The organism is Streptomyces sp. NPDC044064 (assembly GCF_056434245.1).
The window spans coordinates 99,941-115,676 of sequence record NZ_JBWKFN010000014.1 but is presented as its reverse complement, the minus strand read 5'-3'; the positions used below and the strand labels follow the sequence as shown (position 1 = coordinate 115,676).

Sequence of the window (15,736 nt, the reverse complement as noted above, 5' to 3'; positions counted from 1 at the left end):
CCCGCACCGCCCTACGAGGAACCGAATGAGGTGCACGTGCTCCCCACACTCCTGCGCTCATGTCCGCCGCGGCTCGGAAAAGCCGCCCTGTCCGTGCTGGCGGCCTTCGCGACCGTCGCCGCGCTCGTCGTCGGCGTGGCCGCCCCACAGGCCGCCGCCGCCAGTTCGCTGCCCTGTGACGTCTACGCGGCCGCGGGCACGCCCTGCGTCGCCGCGCACAGCCTGGTCCGGGCGCTGTACTCGTCGTACGGCGGCTCGCTCTACCAGGTGAAGCGGGCCTCCGACGGCGCCACCGCGAACATCGGCCTGCTGACCGCCGGCGGCTACGCCGACGCGGCCGCCCAGGACTCGTTCTGCTCCGGCACGACCTGCATCATCACCGAGATCTACGACCAGTCCGCGCGCCACAACGACCTCACCGTCGAGGGCGCGGGCGGGGCGGGCGCCGCCGACGTCGGAGCGCCGGCGGACGCCCTGCCGGTGACCGTCGGCGGGCACCAGGTCTACGGCCTGGAGATCTCCGCGGGCATGGGCTACCGCGACAACTCCACCTCGGGCGTGGCCGTGAACGGTCAGGCCGAGGGGATGTACATGGTGACCTCGGGAACCCACGTCAACGGCCGCTGCTGCTTCGACTACGGCAACGCCGAGACGAACAACCTGGACACCGGCAACGGTCACATGGACGCCATCAACTTCGGTACCGAGTGCTGGTTCTCGCCCTGCTACGGGCAGGGGCCGTGGGTGCAGGCCGACCTGGAGAACGGCCTGTTCCAGTCCGACGCCGGCTACAGCAGGAACACGTCCGACACCGGCACCGGACCGCTGCCGTTCGTGACCGCGCTGCTGAAGAACAACGGGCAGAACCATTTCGCGCTGAAATACGGCAATGCGCAGTCCGGCGGACTCACCACGACCTATTCCGGCGGTGAACCGACCGCCGGCGGCTACTCACCGATGCACCAGGAGGGCGCGATCGTCCTCGGCACCGGCGGCGACAACAGCAACGGCTCCATCGGGTCCTTCTTCGAGGGCGTGATGACCTCCGGCATCCCGACGGACGCCGCCGACGACGCCGTCCAGTCGGGCATCGTCTCCGCCGGCTACGGCGGCCCGACCGGCAGCACCGGCACGCTGACCGCCGGCTCGGAGATCTCGCTGCGTGCGACGACCTCCTGCTGCACCACCGACTACGTCCGCCACCAGAACGACGCGGCCGTCATCTCCCCGGTCACGTCGGGCAGTTCGTCCCTCGACAGGAGCGACGCGACCTGGATCGTGCGCCGGGGGCTCGCCGGCAGTTCCTGTGTCTCCTTCGAGTCGCGGAACTACCCGGGCGACTTCCTGCGCCACTACAACTACCGGCTCTACCGGCAGCCCATGGACGGCACCAGCCAGTTCCGGGCCGACGCCACCTTCTGCCCGCAGACCGGCAAGAGCGGGACGGGCACCTCGTTCGCCTCGTACAACTACCCGACGAGGTACCTGCGCCACTACAACCTCAACGTCTACACGGCGAGCAACGGCGGCTCCAACGCCTGGGACAGCAGCACCTCGTGGAGCGACGACGTCAGCTGGGCGGTCAGCTCGCCCTGGGCGCCGTAGCCGCTGCCACGGCGGTCGGTTCCGTCGGCTCCACCGGGAGTTCGGCGGTGACCGTGAAGCCGCCACGCGACGACGGGCCGGCCCTGAGGGAGCCGCCCGCCGCCGCGAGGCGCTCGGTCAGGCCCGTCAGACCGGTGCCGCCGATGCCCTCCGCGGGGCGCGTGACGGCCTTGCCGGTGCCGTTGTCGGTCACGGTGAGCCGGGCCTGCTCGGTCGTGCTCTCGATGGTGATCTCGCAGCGGCCGGCGTCGCTGTGCCGGACCACGTTGGTGACCGCCTCGCGCACCACCCAGCCCAGCAGCGCCTCCGTCTGCGGGGCCAGCGGCGTCCCGGACTGGCGCACCACCGGCTCCACGCTGGACGCGGACAGCGCCGAGCGGGCCCGGGTCAGCTCGGTGGCCAGGCTGCCCTCGCGGTAGCCGGTCACCGCCTCGCGGATCTCGGTGAGCGCCTGCCGGCCCACCGACTCGATGTCACCGATCTGCGTGAGCGCCGCGTCCATGTCGCGCGGGGCCAGCCGCCGGGCGGCCTCCGACTTCACCACGATCACCGACAGGGTGTGGCCGAGCAGGTCGTGCAGATCGCGGGAGAAGCGCAGCCGCTCCTTCTCCACGGCTCGCCGGGCCAGCTCCTCCCGGGCGGCGCGCAGTTCCCGCACGGCCTCGGACAGACCGAGGATCGCGGCGGTCACCATGCTCGACAGGAAGGTGGCGTAGCCGATGTTCGCCGCGTCCCCCCAGCCGTCCCGGACGCCGGAGACGGCACCCGCGTACACCGAGAGCAGCACGCCGGTGCGGCCCAGCCAGGGGCCGCGCAGGGTGGCGCCGGTCGCGAGGCCCAGCAGCGGGAAGAACATCAGCCAGTTGCCGCCGTATCCGACGGCCAGGCCCGTGGTCAGCAGGCCCATCAGCCCCAGCGCCACCCGGGTGGGGACCGCCTCGCGCTTCTCCCGGTCGAAGGAGCGGAAGGTGACGTAGATGTAGAGCGAGTTGAAGGCGAGCAGTCCCAGGCCGCCGACCCACGGGTTCGGGGTCTTGCCCTGCAGCAGGTTGGAGAACGACCCCATCCCCATCAGCAGCCAGGGCAGCAGCGCGAAGCCGGTGGGCGGCGGGCCCGGATGGTCGACCTCCGCGGCGTTCCCGTTCTTCCGGGCGGCCCGCTGCGCCGCCTTGAACCGCTCCATGTCCGCCTGCCACCGGGCACGTGCCTCCCGTACGGCCCGGAACCGGCATCTCGCCCGCGTCCACCACGACATCTCTTCGTCCCCCGATCAGATGGTCCCCGCCCCGCGGCGGTAGCACGATGATCGCATCGGGGCAGGGCCCCTGCCTCTACGACGATAGGAACCCGGACCCGGCCCCGGCAGATGCGGATGTCCGCACTCGGGCAGTACAAATGTCACTGCCCGATCACCTGACACAGCGTCAGGAGTCTTCACAAGTGGTGAGCGCTGGGCTATACAAGGGGCGCCGGACTGGAACGCGTTCTAGATCCGCCCGTGGACGACCTCGGTGCGGCCGACGGTGCGGACGTCCGCACCGAGGTCTTGAGACCCCGTCAGGAGCCCCATGCCCATCGACGCAGCCAAGGCCCTCGCCGCCGGACCCCGGACCGGTGAGATCGCCTGGACGACCAAGGACGTCCAGCTCTACCACCTCGGCATCGGCGCCGGCGCGAACCCGGACAAGGACAGCCCCGCCACCGACCCCGACGAGCTGCGCTACACCCTGGAGTCCCGGCTGCACGTGCTGCCGAGTTTCGCCACCGTCGCCGGCGCCGGTTCGCCCGGGGTGATCAGCGGCCTGTCCATGCCCGGCGTCGACGTCGACCTGGCCCGGGTCCTGCACGGCGGCCAGACCCTGCGGATCCACCGGCCCCTGCCGGCCGAGGGCACCGCCACCGCCACCGGCCGCATCGCCGCCGTGTACGACAAGGGCAAGGCCGCCGTCCTCGTCATGCGCACCGAGGTCGCCGACGCCGAGGGCCCGCTGTGGACCAACGACGCCCAGATCTTCGTACGCGGAGAGGGCGGCTGGGGCGGCGACCGCGGCCCCTCCACCCGACTCGAGCCGCCCACCGGTGAACCCGACCGGACCGTCGAGCGCCCGGTCCGTGCCGACCAGGCCCTGCTCTACCGCCTCTCCGGCGACTACAACCCCCTGCACGCCGACCCCGAGTTCGCCAAGCTCGCCGGGTTCGACCGGCCCATCCTGCACGGGCTGTGCACCTACGGCATCACGCTCAAGGCGGTCGTGGACACGCTGCTCGGCGGCGACGTGACCCGGGTGCGCGAGTACACCACGAGGTTCGCCGGGGTCGTGTACCCGGGCGAGACCCTGCGCATCCGGATGTGGCGCGAGCAGGGCCGGGTGAGGGTCGCCGTCGGCGCCGTCGAGCGGGAGGACGCGCCCGTCCTGGCCGACACCATCGTTCAGCACTCCTGAAGAGCCTCCGAGGGGAGCCGCACCATGCGCGCAGCCGTACTGCACGAGATCGGCCAGGAAAAGCTGGAGATCCTCGACGACATAGAGGCGGTGGGCTTCGGCCCCGGCAAGGTGAGGGTCCGGGTGCGGGCCAGCGGGCTGTGCCACTCGGACCTGTCCGCGATGAACGGGGTGCTGCCCCAGCCGGCCCCGTTCGTGCCCGGTCACGAGGGCGCGGGCGAGATCCTCGAAGTCGGCGAGCACGTGACCCATCTGAAGCCCGGCGACCGGGTCGTCATCTGCTGGCTGCCCGCCTGCGGCGCCTGTCCCGCCTGCCGGCGCGGCCAGACCGAGCTGTGCCTGGCCGGGTTCATGAACGCGGGCACCCCCAACTTCAGGCGCCCCGGCGGTGACGTCTTCGGCTTCGCGGGCACCGGCACCTTCGCCGAGGAGGTCGTCGTGGACGCGGGCTGCGCGGTGCCGATCCCGCAGGACGTGCCCTTCGACATCGCCGCCCTCATCGGCTGCGGGGTGACGACCGGACTCGGCGCCGCCCTCAACACCGCCGACGTGGAGGCCGGTTCGTCGGTCGCCGTCATCGGCTGCGGCGGCGTCGGCATCTCCGCGGTACAGGGGGCGCGGCTCAAGGGCGCCGCCGAGATAGTCGCCGTGGACCCGGTCGCCTCCCGGCGCGCGTCCGCGCTGAAGTTCGGTGCCACGAAGGCCGTTTCACCGGAGGAGCTGGCCGACGCCAAGCAGCAGGTCACCGGCGGCGAGGGCTTCGACTACGTCTTCGAGGTCGTCGGCAGGTCCGCCACCGCCCGCACCGCGTACGAGAACACCCGGCGCGGCGGCACCCTCGTGGTGGTCGGCGCCGGCGCCATGGACGACTTCCTGCAGCTCAACATGTTCGAGCTGTTCTTCGACGAGAAGCGCATCCTGCCGTCCATGTACGGCGGCGGGGACGTCCTCAGCTCCTACGAGCGCACCATCGCCCTGTGGCGGGCGGGCCGCGTCGACCTGGCCGGCCTGATCACCCACCGGGTGCCGCTGGCGGAGATCAACGAGGCCCTGGACCAGATGCGTACCGGGACGGCCCTGCGTACGTGCATCGAGATCTGAGGACGGACCGGAATGCCACTGCCACTCGAGGGACTGTCCGCCGTCGTCACCGGCGCCGGGCGCGGTCTCGGCCGGGCCGAGGCGCTCGAACTCGCCCGGCTCGGCGCGGCCGTCGTCGTCAACGACTACGGCCGGCCGGGCCGCGACGGCTCCGGCCAGGCCTCGGCCGGGCCCGCCGAGGACGTCGCCGCCGAGATACGCGCGAGCGGCGGCCGGGCGGTCGCGCACACCGGGGACGTCGCCGACTTCCAGCAGGCCCGGGAACTCGTCGGCCTGGCCGTCGCCGAGTTCGGCAGGCTGGACATCCTCGTCAACAACGCGGGCATCCTGCGCGACCGCATGATCTTCTCCATGACCGAGGACGAGTGGGACTCGGTGATCCGCGTCCACCTCAAGGGACACTTCAACACCACCCACTTCGCCGCCGCGCACTGGCGGGACCGCGCCAAGGCGGCGGGAGGCCAGGTGTACGGGCGGATCGTGAACACCTCCTCGGAGGCGTTCCTGGCCGGCTCCGCCGGACAGCCCAACTACGCGGCGGCGAAGGGCGGGATCGTCGGCCTGACCACCTCCACCGCCCTCGCCCTCGCCAAGTACGGCGTCACGGCCAACGTGATCTGCCCGCGCGCCCGGACCCGGATGACCGCGGACGTCTTCGAGGGCTTCCAGGAGCCGGACGAGGGCAGCCTCGACCCGCTCGCCCCCGAGCACGTCGCCCCGCTCGTCGGCTACCTGGCCTCACCCGCCGCCGCCCGGGTCAACGGGCAGCTGCTCGTCGTCCACGGCGGCATGGTCGCCGTGGTGGACCGGCCGCGGGTGCAGGCGAAGTTCGACAGCAAGCAGGAGACGTTCACCCACGACGAGCTGGACGCGCTGCTCACCCCGCACTACGCGCAGCGGCCGCCGCGGGAGACGTTCGCCGCGGCCGAGGTGCTGGGTCTCAGGCGCGGCTGAGGACCGGGCCCCGAGCGGGCCGAACGCAACGGGAGAACGAGAGAGGGGGCGCCCGCCGGTCAGCGGGCACCCCCTCGTTTTCTCATCTACCGTCAGGCAGCCGCCTCGGCGGTCTCCTGGGCCGGCTTGCGGTGCCGCCCGTGCGAAGCCGTCTCACTGTCCTGGGCCGCGATCGGGCCCCGGTGCCGGCCGTGTCCGGCCGCGTTCTGAGAGTCGGCAGACAGCGGCTGAGTCGTGCTGGTGTCGCTCATCGGAAGAATTCACCCCGTCAACAAGATCTCTTACAGCGCGGCGAGTGTAACCGGCACACCACGGGCCGAATCCAGGCGGGCACGCCGACCGGTGCTACTTCGTTACAAGTCGGCCGAGAGGTGCTTGTTGCAGCGGTACCGGACGGACCGTCACCGGTCCCGGAGGATCCGGTTCCGCCGCCTCCCAGAGTGCCTCGGGCACCCCGGCAGCCGTGCCGTTCCGGACCGGATCCCCCGGGCCCGCGTCCCCCCTGGGCGCCGTCAGCTCCGCCACGCCGCACGGGACCTCCCCCGTGGCGTACGGGAGCCGCAGCACCCCGTCACGTGTCCATGAACCGGACCCCGTCAACCACCCCTCGGGCGCCGCGAGATGGCACACCTGCCGCTCGGCCGGCCGCCAGACACCGACCCAGCTGCCCACCGGCCCCTCGACGCACAGCGCCACCGCGCAGCTCTCCGGCGTCAGCACCTGCCCCGGCTGGATCGCGAACGGCGTCACCGCGCAGTCCTGGAGCCGCAGGCACTCCGGGAAGCGCACCGGCAGCGTGCTGCCCATGACCCCCCAGCCCAATCGTTCCTGCCCGGGGGAGGGTGCGTCCGAGGAGATCAGCAGCAGCCCGCTGTCCGGGTCGGCGAGCAGCAATCGGTCGTCGCTGCCCTCCGTGATCTGCAGCAGGGGCGAGATCTCCCCGCCGCGCTCCAGGTCGACGACGACCGTCTTGGTGCGCCCGCCGAGTTCCCGGTCCAGCGCGAGCATCCGCCCGCCACGGTCCAGCCAGACCCCGCCCGAGCAGCGCCCCGGCACCTCCGCCAGCCGCTCGGGCCCGAAGGCGCCGCCCGTCACCAGCCACACGGCGCTGGAGCGCGGCCCGACCGCGAGGGCGTACGCGCGCGCCCCGCCCGGCGCCGGCGGCAGCAGCCGGAGCCGGGTGCCCGGCTCCGGGCACTCCACCGCGCCCAGCGGCAGCTCGCCGGTGCCGGGACCGGCCGGGTACAGCAGCGAGAAGGTGTGCCGGCGCTCCACCAGCCGCTGGATCAGCACCCGTCCGTCCGCCATCGGCTGCAGCTGGGTGCCGGGCTCCTCCGGCTGGTTGCCGGGCAGCGGCACCGCGTACGGCTCCGGGCCGTCCAGGGTCCAGCGCTCCGGGAACCAGCAGTCGCCGTCCAGCGCGAGGCGGGCGGCGTACGCGCCGTCCGCCGTGATGGCGCACCGCGTCCCCGGCACACCGTCGTCCTCGCCGGTGGAGGGGGTTTCGATCGCACAGGCCGTCATCGTTCGGTCACCTCCGGCGACGAAGCTAGTTTTCGCACGCACAGGCGTGACACCGCCCGGCCCCGGCTTCACACATACGGGTGGCGCAGAAGCGATTCCTCTGAGGAGACCGGGGCGTTTGTGCTGAGCGGGACCAGCGGGAGCGGATGCGGTACAGCCCGGCAGAACAGCCAGGTAGCCTTTTCCCCGTGCCCCGTCTGTCTGAAGTCATCGCCGCGCTGGAGAACCTGTGGCCCGCCGAGCGGGCCGAGTCCTGGGACGCGGTCGGCACGGTCGTGGGCGACCCCGGCCAGGAGGTCACCCGGGTGCTGTTCGCCGTCGACCCGGTGCAGGACATCGTCGACGAGGCGGTCCAGCTGGGCGCCGACCTGCTCGTCACCCACCACCCGCTCTACCTGCGCGGTACGACCACGGTCGCGGCCTCGCACTTCAAGGGCCGGGCCGTGCACACGCTGATCAAGAACGACATCGCGCTGCACGTCGCCCACACCAACGCCGACACCGCCGACCCGGGCGTCTCGGACGCCCTCGCAGGGGCGCTCGACCTCCGTGTCGTACGCCCCCTCGTGCCGGACCCGACCGACCCCGAGGGCCGCCGGGGCCTGGGCCGCGTCTGCGAGCTCGACCACCCGCTGACCGTGCGCGAGCTGGCCGCCCGCGCCGCCGAGCGGCTGCCCGCCACCGCCCAGGGCATCCGGGTGGCCGGCGACCCCGAGGCCGTCGTCCGCACGGTCGCCGTCAGCGGCGGCTCCGGCGACAGCCTCTTCGACCAGGTCCGCGCGGCCGGCGTCGACGCCTTCCTCACCGCCGACCTGCGCCACCACCCCGTCTCCGAGGCGGTGGCCCAAAGTCCCCTCGCGCTGCTCGACGCGGCGCACTGGGCCACCGAGTGGCCCTGGTGCGAGCTGGCCGCAGCCCAGCTCGACGAGATCTCCGACCGCCACGGCTGGGACCTGCGCGTCCACGTGTCCAAGACGGTCACCGACCCCTGGACCGCCCACGCGGCGTCCACCGTCACCACTAGTTAATCGGGAGCCCCCAACTGAACGCCGCGCCCGCCGACCAGATCCGACTCCTCGACGTCCAGGCCCTCGACGTCCGCCTGCAGCAGCTGGCACACAAGCGGAGGTCGCTGCCCGAGCACGCCGAGATCGAGTCGCTGAACAAGGACCTGACGCAGATCCGCGACCTGCTGGTGGCCGCGCAGACCGAGGAGAGCGACTGCGCCCGCGAGCAGACCAAGGCCGAGCAGGACGTGGACCAGGTGCGCCAGCGCGCCGCCCGCGACCAGCAGCGCCTGGACTCCGGCGCCGTCACCTCGCCGAAGGACCTGTCCAACCTCCAGCACGAGATCACCTCCCTCGCCAAGCGCCAGGGCGACCTGGAGGACATCGTCCTCGAGGTCATGGAGCGCCGTGAGGCCGCGCAGGAGCGGGTGACCGAACTGACCGAGCGGGTCGGCTCCGTGCAGTCGCGGATCGACGACGCGAGCGCCCGCCGGGACTCGGCCTTCGAGGAGATCGACGGCGAGGCCGCCTCGGTGACCAAGGAGCGCGAGGTCATCGCCGCCTCCGTCCCCGCGGACCTGCTCAAGCTGTACGACAAGCTGCGCGAGCAGCAGGGCGGCATCGGCGCGGCCAAGCTGTACGCCCGCACCTGCCAGGGCTGCCGCCAGGAGCTGGCCATCACCGAGCTGAGCGAGATCCGTTCGGCGGCGCCGGACACGGTGGTCCGCTGCGAGAACTGCCGCCGCATCCTGGTGCGTACGGCCGAGTCGGGCCTGTAAGGAGCCGGGGCGGTGCGGGAGTTCATCGTCGAGGCCGACGGCGGGTCGCGGGGCAACCCGGGGCCCGCGGGCTACGGATCCGTGGTGATCGACGCGGCGACGGGGGAGGCCCTGGCGGAGACCGCGGAGTACATCGGTATCGCCACGAACAACGTGGCCGAGTACCGGGGCCTGCTGGCGGGCCTGCGCGCCGCGTACGACCTCGACCCCACCGCCCGGATCCACGTCCGCATGGACTCCAAGCTCGTCGTCGAGCAGATGTCGGGCCGCTGGAAGATCAAGCACCCCTCGATGAAGCCCCTGGCGGCGGAGGCGGGCCGGGTCTTCCCCGCGGACCAGCTCACCTACGAGTGGATCCCCCGGGAGCAGAACAAGCACGCCGACCGCCTGGCCAACGAGGCCATGGACGCGGGAGCCAAGGGGGGCCAGTGGTCCCCGTCCGAGTCCAGGGCCGCGCTGGACACCCCGCGCGCCGTACCCGAGCCGTCGGGGCCGCCCGGGGACGCGGCGGCGGGCGCGGCGAAGGCGCGGGCCGCTCTGGCGCAGGGCCGCGCGGCCGATGCCGCGGCATCCGCCGTAGCTGCGGGCAGTCGTGCCGCCGGGGCGGCGCCCGTCCCGAAGAAGAGCGCACCTCCCGGCGAGCAGCGGCTCACCGCCCCCAGCGAGCAGCACCTTTCCGGCACCGGAACGGAAAGCACCGCGGCCTCCACCGAGCAGCGCCCCTCGACCCCGGGGTGGAGCGCGGCCCCGGACATGGGCGCCCCCGCCACCTTCGTCCTCCTCCGGCACGGCGAAACCCCGCTCACCCCGCAGAAGCGCTTCTCGGGCAGCGGCGGCACCGACCCCTCCCTCTCGGACGCCGGCCGCGAGCAGGCCCACCGGGCCGGAGAGACACTCGCCAGGCGCGGCACGATCCAGGCGATCCTCGCCTCCCCGCTCGCCCGCACCCGGGAAACGGCCGGCATCGTCGCCGCCCGCCTGGGCCTGGACGTCACGATCGAGGACGGCCTGCGGGAGACCGACTTCGGCGCCTGGGAAGGCCTCACCTTCGGCGAGGTCCGCGAGCGTCACCCGGACGACCTGAACGCCTGGCTCGCCGACCCCGAGGCCCACCCCACAGGCGGCGGCGAGAGCTTCGCGGAGACCGCCGTCCGGATGGAGGCCACCAGGGAGAAGCTGGTCGCGGCCCACGCGGGCCGCACGGTCCTGCTGGTCACGCACGTCACCCCGATCAAGACCCTCGTGCGCCTCGCCCTGGGCGCCCCGCCCGAGTCGCTGTTCCGCATGGAACTCTCCGCCGCCTCCCTCTCGGCGGTGGCGTACTACGCGGACGGCAACGCGAGCGTGCGGCTGTTCAACGACACGTCCCACCTGCGTCCCTGAGCCCGGCGGCGGCCCGCGCCAGCTCCTCGATCCGGACCCAGTCCCCGGCGGCCACCGCGTCCGCCGGGACCATCCAGCTCCCGCCCACACAGCCGACGTTGGGCAGGGACAGATACTCCGGCGCGGTGGCGGGCCCGATCCCGCCCGTCGGGCAGAAGCGGGCCTGCGGCAGCGGACCGGCCAGGGACTTCAGATAGGCGGTACCGCCCGCCGCCTGCGCGGGGAAGAACTTCATCTCCCGCACCCCGCGCTCCAGCAGCGCCACCACCTCCGAGGTGGTCGACACCCCCGGCAGGAACGGCACCCCGGACGCCCGCATCGCCGTCAGCAGCGCGTCCGTCCACCCGGGGCTGACCAGGAACCGCGCCCCGGCCGCCACACACGCGCCCACCTGCTCCGGCGCGATCACCGTGCCCGCCCCGACCACCGCGTCCGGCACCTCACCGGCGACCGCCCGGATCGCGTCCAGCGCGGCCGGTGTCCGCAGCGTCACCTCGATCGCGGGCAGCCCGCCCGCCACCAGCGCACGGGCGAGCGGTACGGCGTCGGCGGCGTCCTCGACGACGACGACGGGCACGACGGGCGCGAGGTCCAGCACAGACGAGGGCATGCCGCTCATCCTGCCGACGTGATGCAGGCTGCGCAAAAGGCATTGCGCATGTTGCAACGCCAGGGGGGATTGCCCTCAGGGAGGGCTCAGTGGATCTCCTCCACCAGCACGTCCAGCGACCACGGCTGCCCCGCCTTCGCCGGCGCCTGGGCCTCCACGGTGTACCCGAGGTCCCGCAGCGCCTCCACCAGCTCGGCCGGCCCCTTCGGCGCGGCCCCGTCCGACAGCAGACTCCGTACGATCCGCCCCTTCGTCGCCTTGTTGAAGTGGCTGACGACCTTCCGGGTCGGCGCGTGCAGCACCCGCACGGTCGCCGTACGCCCGGCCACCTCGCCCTTCGGCTTCCACGCGGCCGCGTACGCGGCCGACCGCAGGTCCAGGACCAGCCCGTTCCCGGCGACCTCGGGCAGCACCGACGCCATCGGCGTCCGCCAGTGAGCGCCCAGCGCCCCGAGACCCGGCAGCTTCACACCCATCGAGCACCGGTAGGAGGGGATGCGGTCGTTGACGCGCACCGCGCCCCACAGCCCCGAGAACACCAGCAGAGACCGCGTGGCCCGCTTCTTCGCGGCCGCGTCGAGGGAGGCCAGGCCGAGGGCGTCGTACAGCACACCCGTGTAGATCTCACCGGCGGGCCGCGCACCGGCCGTACGCAGTCCGGCGTTCTTCGCGACCTCGCCGCGCAGCCCCTCGCTCAGCCCCAGCACCTCGCGCGCCTTCTCGTTCTGCTCGGGGTCCCCCGCGCACAGCTCGACCAGCTCCCCGAGCACCGCCTCCCGCGCGTCGCCCAGCCCCGGCAGGGACAGCGACTCCGGCTTCAGCGGGGCGCCACGGCCCGAGGACGCCTTGCCTTCCGAGGGCGGCAGCAGGACAAGCACGGGTGGTACTCCTTCTCTCCGGTTTCTGCGCCAGGGTACGGGGTGCTGCCCCGGCCCCTTCGACCTACGCTCGACACATGCCCTGCCGCAAGATCCGCGTGACCGGCGCACCCAAGGCACCTCTCCGGGCCGCCCTTGCCGCGCTCCGCGCCGAACTGGGTGTACCGGAGGCCTTCCCGGCCGAGGTCCAGGCGGAGGCCGAGCGGTCGGCGCAGGCGCCCACCCTGCCGTCGTACGACGCAACGGACCTCCCCTTCTTCACCGTCGACCCGCCCGGATCCACCGACCTCGACCAGGCGACGCACCTCTCCCGGCGGGGCACCGGTTACCGGGTCCGGTACGCCATCGCCGACGTCGCCGCCTTCGTCGTACCCGGCGGACCGCTGGACGCGGAGGCGCACAAGCGGGTGAACACCCTCTACTTCCCCGACCAGCGGGTCCCGCTGCACCCCACGGTGCTCAGCGAGGGCGCCGGGAGCCTGCTGCCCGACCGGACCCGGCCCGCCGTGCTGTGGACGCTCGACCTGGACGCGGAGGGCCGTACCGTCGCCGTCGACGTGCGCCGGGCCCTGGTCCGCAGCCGGGCGAAACTCGACTACGCGGGCGTGCAGCGGCAGATCGACAGCGGCACGGCCGAGGAGCCGGTCGCGCTGCTCAGGGAGATCGGGCAGGCCCGGGAGCGCCTGGAGGCGGAGCGCGGCGGCATCTCGCTGGGCGTCCCCGAGCAGGAGATCACCGAACGGGACCACACCTACGAGCTGGCCTTCCGCGCCCCGCTGCCCGCCGACAGCTGGAACGCCCAGATCTCCCTGCTCACCGGCATGGCCGCGGCCGACCTGATGGTGGCCACCGGCACCGGCATCCTGCGCACCCTTCCGGCCGCTCCCGACGGCGCCGTGGCCCGGCTGCGCCGTACCGCGGTCGCCCTGCACATCGACTGGCCGCACCACGTGTCGTACGCGGCGCTGATCCGCACCCTCGACCCGCACGACCCGCACCACGCGGCCTTCCTCCAGGAGTGCACGACCCTGCTGCGCGGCGCCGGCTACACCGTCTTCCGGGACGGAAACCTGCCCGCGATCACCACCCACGCCGCCGTCGCCGCCCCCTACGCCCACTGCACCGCGCCGCTGCGCCGCCTCGCCGACCGCTACGCCGCCGAGCTCTGCCTCGCGGCCGCCGCCGGCCACACCCCGCCCGACTGGGTCCTCGCCGCGCTCGACACGCTGCCCCGGCAGATGGCCGACGGCACCCGCCGCGCGGGCACGGTCGAGCGGGAGTGCGTCGACATCGTCGAGGCCGCGCTCCTCAAGGGCCGGGTCGGAGACGTCTTCGACGGCTGCGTGGTGGATCTCTCCGACCACGAACCGACCGTCGGCACCGTGCAGTTGGAGTCCCCGGCCGTGATCGGCCGGATCGAGGGCGAACACCTGTCGCTCGGCGAACGCCTGCGGGTCCGCCTCGCCCGAGCGGATCCGGGCACCGCGAAGATCCTGTTCACACCGGCGTGAGGGTGCCCGTACGGGGCGGCCCGGGTTCCCGGCGTGCAGCCGGGCCCCACTCGCTCACAGCCATTCCCTGTCTCCTCACGGCCGTTCCCCGGCGAGGATCCGCAGGACCCGGCGGATCACCTCGGCCTGCGCGGGCGCGAAGTCGGCGTACAGGGCGCGCAGGAAGGCGTTGTCCGGGGCGAGGTCCGTCGCGGACAGCAGTTCCGCGGGAAGCAGGCCGGCCAGCGTCCGCGCGGCCTGCTCCACGCGCGGGTCGTCCGGCGCGGCGTCCGCGAGCGCGTCGAGCAGCGCGTACGTCTCCTGCGCCCGTGCCAGGGCGTCCGGGCCGTCCAGGGCGCCGCGCAGGGTGGACAGCAGCCGCTCCCGCTCCGCGGGCGCGGCACCCGTGTCGAGCAGCGCGAGGATCTCGCGGTCCTTGGCGGCCATGGGGGAGTCGCTGCCCGGCAGCCCGGCGAGCAGCCCGGTCAGCTCGGGCGAGAACGGCCCCTCGGCGGGCAGTTCCCCGGCCGCCCCGGCCTCCAGGAGCGCCCGCAGCCGCTGCCGGCGCTCCCGGATCTCCGCCTCCTGCCGGGCCAGGTCCTCGTCCAGCTCGGTGAGCACCTCGACCAGGTCCTTGCCGGCGTCGTCGGCGAGCACGTCCCGTACCTCGGTCAGCCCCATCCCCAGCTCCGTCAGCCGCCGGATCCGGGCGAGGACCACGGCGTGCCGGAGGGTGTAGTGCCGATAGCCGTTGGAGAGGCGCTCGGGCTCGGGCAGCAGCCCCAGGTGGTGGTAGTGCCGCACCGTGCGCGTCGTGACGCCGGCGGTGGCGGCGAGTTCTCCGATCCGCATGGGACCAGTACAGACGTTGACGCCGCGGCAGGGTCAAGCGGCGGGCCGGGCGGTGCCGGCGAGCTCCGGGTCCGGGGTGCTGCGGCCGGTCGCCGGGTTGACGGCTAACACCGTTAGCCATACCGTATGGCTAACGGTGTTAGCCAGCCCGGCCCCGATGCCGTACGACCCCGGAGGCAGCCATGTCCGCCACGACCACGAGCGCCACCTCGCCCCTCACCGTCCTGCGCCGCACGGCCTGGCTCGCGGGAGCCCTGTTCTGGTCCGCCTTCGCAGTCCTGGAGGCCGTCAACCACGGCTGGCTCGCCGGCACCCTCGCGCTCGTCCTCCTCGTCCTGCCGGACCTCACCTTCCTGGTCGCCCTGGACGACGCCCCCCACATGGCGAAGGGCCAACTGGCGCCGCGCGCGGTGCCGTACTACAACGCGATGCACCGAGCCCTGGTCCCGCTGGCGCTGATGGCGGCGTACACGGTCGGCCCCTTCACCTGGGCCCCCGCATTCGCAGCCCTGTGCGGCTGGCTGGCCCACATCTCGTACGATCGCGCCTTCGGATACGGACTGCGGACGAAGGAGGGCTTCCAGCGTGGCTGAGCGTCTGACGCCGAGGGCACGAGAGATCGCGACGGCGGCGCGGGCCCTCCTGGAGGAGTCGGGGGGCGCAGCCCTCACCATGCGCGCCCTGGCCGACCGCCTCGGCATCAAGGCCCCGTCCCTCTACAAGCACTTCCCCGACAAGCACGCCGTAGAGGTCGAGCTGACCGCACAGATGCTGACCGAGTCGGCCGAGGCCCTGGAAGCCGCCGAGACCCACACCCCCGGCTCCCTCGAAGCGCTGGCCGGGGCCTACCGCGCCTACGCCCTCGCTCACCCCCACCTGTACTGCCTGGCCACGGAACAGCCCCTCCCGCGCACCGAACTCCCCGCAGGGCTGGAGGACCGGGCCGCCCTGCCACTCCTGCGGGCCTGCGCCGGGGACCTCGACCTGGCCCGCGCGACCTGGGCCTTCGCCCACGGCATGGTGATCCTGGAGATCCACGGCCGGTTTCCGGCCGACGCCGACCTGGACGCGGCATGGAAGCGTGGCCTGAAGGCGTTGCACCCTTAGCA

16 protein-coding genes are annotated in these 15,736 nt (G+C 73.2%); 10 read left to right on the top strand and 6 right to left on the bottom strand.

The genetic code is table 11. From position 1 onward, the window contains the following. The first annotated feature begins 36 nt into the window (after positions 1-36). Positions 37-1,605 carry an alpha-L-arabinofuranosidase B gene (locus tag AC07DS_RS23255; protein WP_479148084.1) on the top strand — a complete coding sequence of 523 codons (1,569 nt, stop codon included), beginning with the start codon at positions 37-39 and terminating at the stop codon, positions 1,603-1,605. Here AC07DS_RS23255 and AC07DS_RS23250 read toward each other — a convergent pair. Beyond that, entirely contained in the window at positions 1,583-2,860 is a 1,278-nt protein-coding gene (locus AC07DS_RS23250; RefSeq protein ID WP_479148082.1) for a sensor histidine kinase, read from the bottom strand. The two genes, AC07DS_RS23255 and AC07DS_RS23250, sit on opposite strands and share 23 nt — an antisense overlap. Before the next feature lie 313 nt (positions 2,861-3,173). Between AC07DS_RS23250 and AC07DS_RS23245 the strand changes: the two genes are divergently transcribed. From AC07DS_RS23245 to AC07DS_RS23235, 3 genes are read left to right on the top strand one after another with little or no spacing between them, the layout of a single operon-like run. Next, the gene (locus AC07DS_RS23245; RefSeq protein WP_479148080.1) at positions 3,174-4,049 is read left to right on the top strand and encodes a MaoC/PaaZ C-terminal domain-containing protein; all 876 of its coding nucleotides are present in this window, start codon (positions 3,174-3,176) and stop codon (positions 4,047-4,049) included. A 24-nt stretch (positions 4,050-4,073) separates the two neighbouring features. Then, positions 4,074-5,150: a Zn-dependent alcohol dehydrogenase gene (locus AC07DS_RS23240; protein WP_479148079.1), complete on the top strand. Its 1,077-nt coding sequence runs from the start codon at positions 4,074-4,076 to the stop codon at positions 5,148-5,150. 12 nt (positions 5,151-5,162) lie between these two features. Beyond that, complete coding sequence (locus AC07DS_RS23235) at positions 5,163-6,104, top strand: 3-oxoacyl-ACP reductase (protein ID WP_479148077.1); 942 nt, start codon at positions 5,163-5,165, stop codon at positions 6,102-6,104. A 92-nt stretch (positions 6,105-6,196) separates the two neighbouring features. Here the strand turns inward: AC07DS_RS23235 and AC07DS_RS23230 are convergent, their stop codons facing one another. Both AC07DS_RS23230 and AC07DS_RS23225 read right to left on the bottom strand, forming a co-directional pair. Further along, positions 6,197-6,355: a hypothetical protein gene (locus AC07DS_RS23230; protein ID WP_479148076.1), complete on the bottom strand. Its 159-nt coding sequence runs from the start codon at positions 6,353-6,355 to the stop codon at positions 6,197-6,199. A gap of 94 nt (positions 6,356-6,449) precedes the next feature. Then, entirely contained in the window at positions 6,450-7,628 is a 1,179-nt protein-coding gene (locus AC07DS_RS23225) for a hypothetical protein (RefSeq protein ID WP_479148075.1), read from the bottom strand. A 188-nt stretch (positions 7,629-7,816) separates the two neighbouring features. On the opposite strand from AC07DS_RS23225, the gene AC07DS_RS23220 reads away from it, so the two are divergent. From AC07DS_RS23220 to AC07DS_RS23210, 3 genes are read left to right on the top strand one after another with little or no spacing between them, the layout of a single operon-like run. Continuing rightward, positions 7,817-8,656 carry a Nif3-like dinuclear metal center hexameric protein gene (locus tag AC07DS_RS23220; protein ID WP_479148073.1) on the top strand — a complete coding sequence of 280 codons (840 nt, stop codon included), beginning with the start codon at positions 7,817-7,819 and terminating at the stop codon, positions 8,654-8,656. 14 nt (positions 8,657-8,670) lie between these two features. After that, positions 8,671-9,414, top strand: a complete 744-nt coding sequence (locus tag AC07DS_RS23215; RefSeq protein WP_479148289.1) for a zinc ribbon domain-containing protein — start codon at positions 8,671-8,673, stop codon at positions 9,412-9,414. Between the two features lie 12 nt (positions 9,415-9,426). After that, positions 9,427-10,797, top strand: a complete 1,371-nt coding sequence (locus AC07DS_RS23210) for a bifunctional RNase H/acid phosphatase (RefSeq protein WP_479148071.1) — start codon at positions 9,427-9,429, stop codon at positions 10,795-10,797. On the opposite strand, the gene eda is transcribed toward AC07DS_RS23210, so the two are convergent. Then, a complete protein-coding gene (gene eda / locus AC07DS_RS23205; RefSeq protein WP_479148069.1) occupies positions 10,769-11,416 on the bottom strand; it encodes a bifunctional 4-hydroxy-2-oxoglutarate aldolase/2-dehydro-3-deoxy-phosphogluconate aldolase in 648 nt (215 codons plus the stop codon). The two genes, AC07DS_RS23210 and eda, sit on opposite strands and share 29 nt — an antisense overlap. Positions 11,417-11,493: 77 nt before the next feature. After that, positions 11,494-12,285, bottom strand: coding sequence for a peroxide stress protein YaaA (yaaA, locus tag AC07DS_RS23200; RefSeq protein WP_479148068.1), 792 nt, complete (start codon positions 12,283-12,285; stop codon positions 11,494-11,496). Positions 12,286-12,362: 77 nt separating this feature from the next. Here yaaA and AC07DS_RS23195 point away from each other — a divergent pair, with 77 nt between their 5' ends. Beyond that, positions 12,363-13,796 (top strand): RNB domain-containing ribonuclease, encoded by a 1,434-nt coding sequence (locus AC07DS_RS23195; protein WP_479148067.1) that lies wholly within the window; start codon positions 12,363-12,365, stop codon positions 13,794-13,796. A 75-nt stretch (positions 13,797-13,871) separates the two neighbouring features. Here the strand turns inward: AC07DS_RS23195 and AC07DS_RS23190 are convergent, their stop codons facing one another. After that, entirely contained in the window at positions 13,872-14,627 is a 756-nt protein-coding gene (locus AC07DS_RS23190) for a MerR family transcriptional regulator (protein WP_479148065.1), read from the bottom strand. Between the two features lie 182 nt (positions 14,628-14,809). On the opposite strand from AC07DS_RS23190, the gene AC07DS_RS23185 reads away from it, so the two are divergent. Both AC07DS_RS23185 and AC07DS_RS23180 read left to right on the top strand, forming a co-directional pair. Beyond that, positions 14,810-15,220 carry a DUF4260 family protein gene (locus tag AC07DS_RS23185; RefSeq protein WP_479148063.1) on the top strand — a complete coding sequence of 137 codons (411 nt, stop codon included), beginning with the start codon at positions 14,810-14,812 and terminating at the stop codon, positions 15,218-15,220. Positions 15,221-15,224: 4 nt separating this feature from the next. Further along, entirely contained in the window at positions 15,225-15,734 is a 510-nt protein-coding gene (locus AC07DS_RS23180) for a TetR/AcrR family transcriptional regulator (RefSeq protein ID WP_479148288.1), read from the top strand. Positions 15,735-15,736 lie beyond the last annotated feature (2 nt).

Bases quoted from the DNA above. Each gene is read 5' to 3' on its own strand.
- AC07DS_RS23250 (WP_479148082.1), bottom strand. From the start codon at position 2,860: ATGTCGTGGTGGACGCGGGCGAGATGCCGGTTCCGGGCCGTACGGGAG.
- AC07DS_RS23245 (WP_479148080.1), top strand. From the start codon at position 3,174: ATGCCCATCGACGCAGCCAAGGCCCTCGCCGCCGGACCCCGGACCGGT.
- AC07DS_RS23240 (WP_479148079.1), top strand. From the start codon at position 4,074: ATGCGCGCAGCCGTACTGCACGAGATCGGCCAGGAAAAGCTGGAGATC.
- AC07DS_RS23235 (WP_479148077.1), top strand. From the start codon at position 5,163: ATGCCACTGCCACTCGAGGGACTGTCCGCCGTCGTCACCGGCGCCGGG.
- AC07DS_RS23230 (WP_479148076.1), bottom strand. From the start codon at position 6,355: ATGAGCGACACCAGCACGACTCAGCCGCTGTCTGCCGACTCTCAGAAC.
- AC07DS_RS23225 (WP_479148075.1), bottom strand. From the start codon at position 7,628: ATGACGGCCTGTGCGATCGAAACCCCCTCCACCGGCGAGGACGACGGT.
- eda (WP_479148069.1), bottom strand. From the start codon at position 11,416: ATGAGCGGCATGCCCTCGTCTGTGCTGGACCTCGCGCCCGTCGTGCCC.
- AC07DS_RS23195 (WP_479148067.1), top strand. From the start codon at position 12,363: ATGCCCTGCCGCAAGATCCGCGTGACCGGCGCACCCAAGGCACCTCTC.
- AC07DS_RS23190 (WP_479148065.1), bottom strand. From the start codon at position 14,627: ATGCGGATCGGAGAACTCGCCGCCACCGCCGGCGTCACGACGCGCACG.
- AC07DS_RS23185 (WP_479148063.1), top strand. From the start codon at position 14,810: ATGTCCGCCACGACCACGAGCGCCACCTCGCCCCTCACCGTCCTGCGC.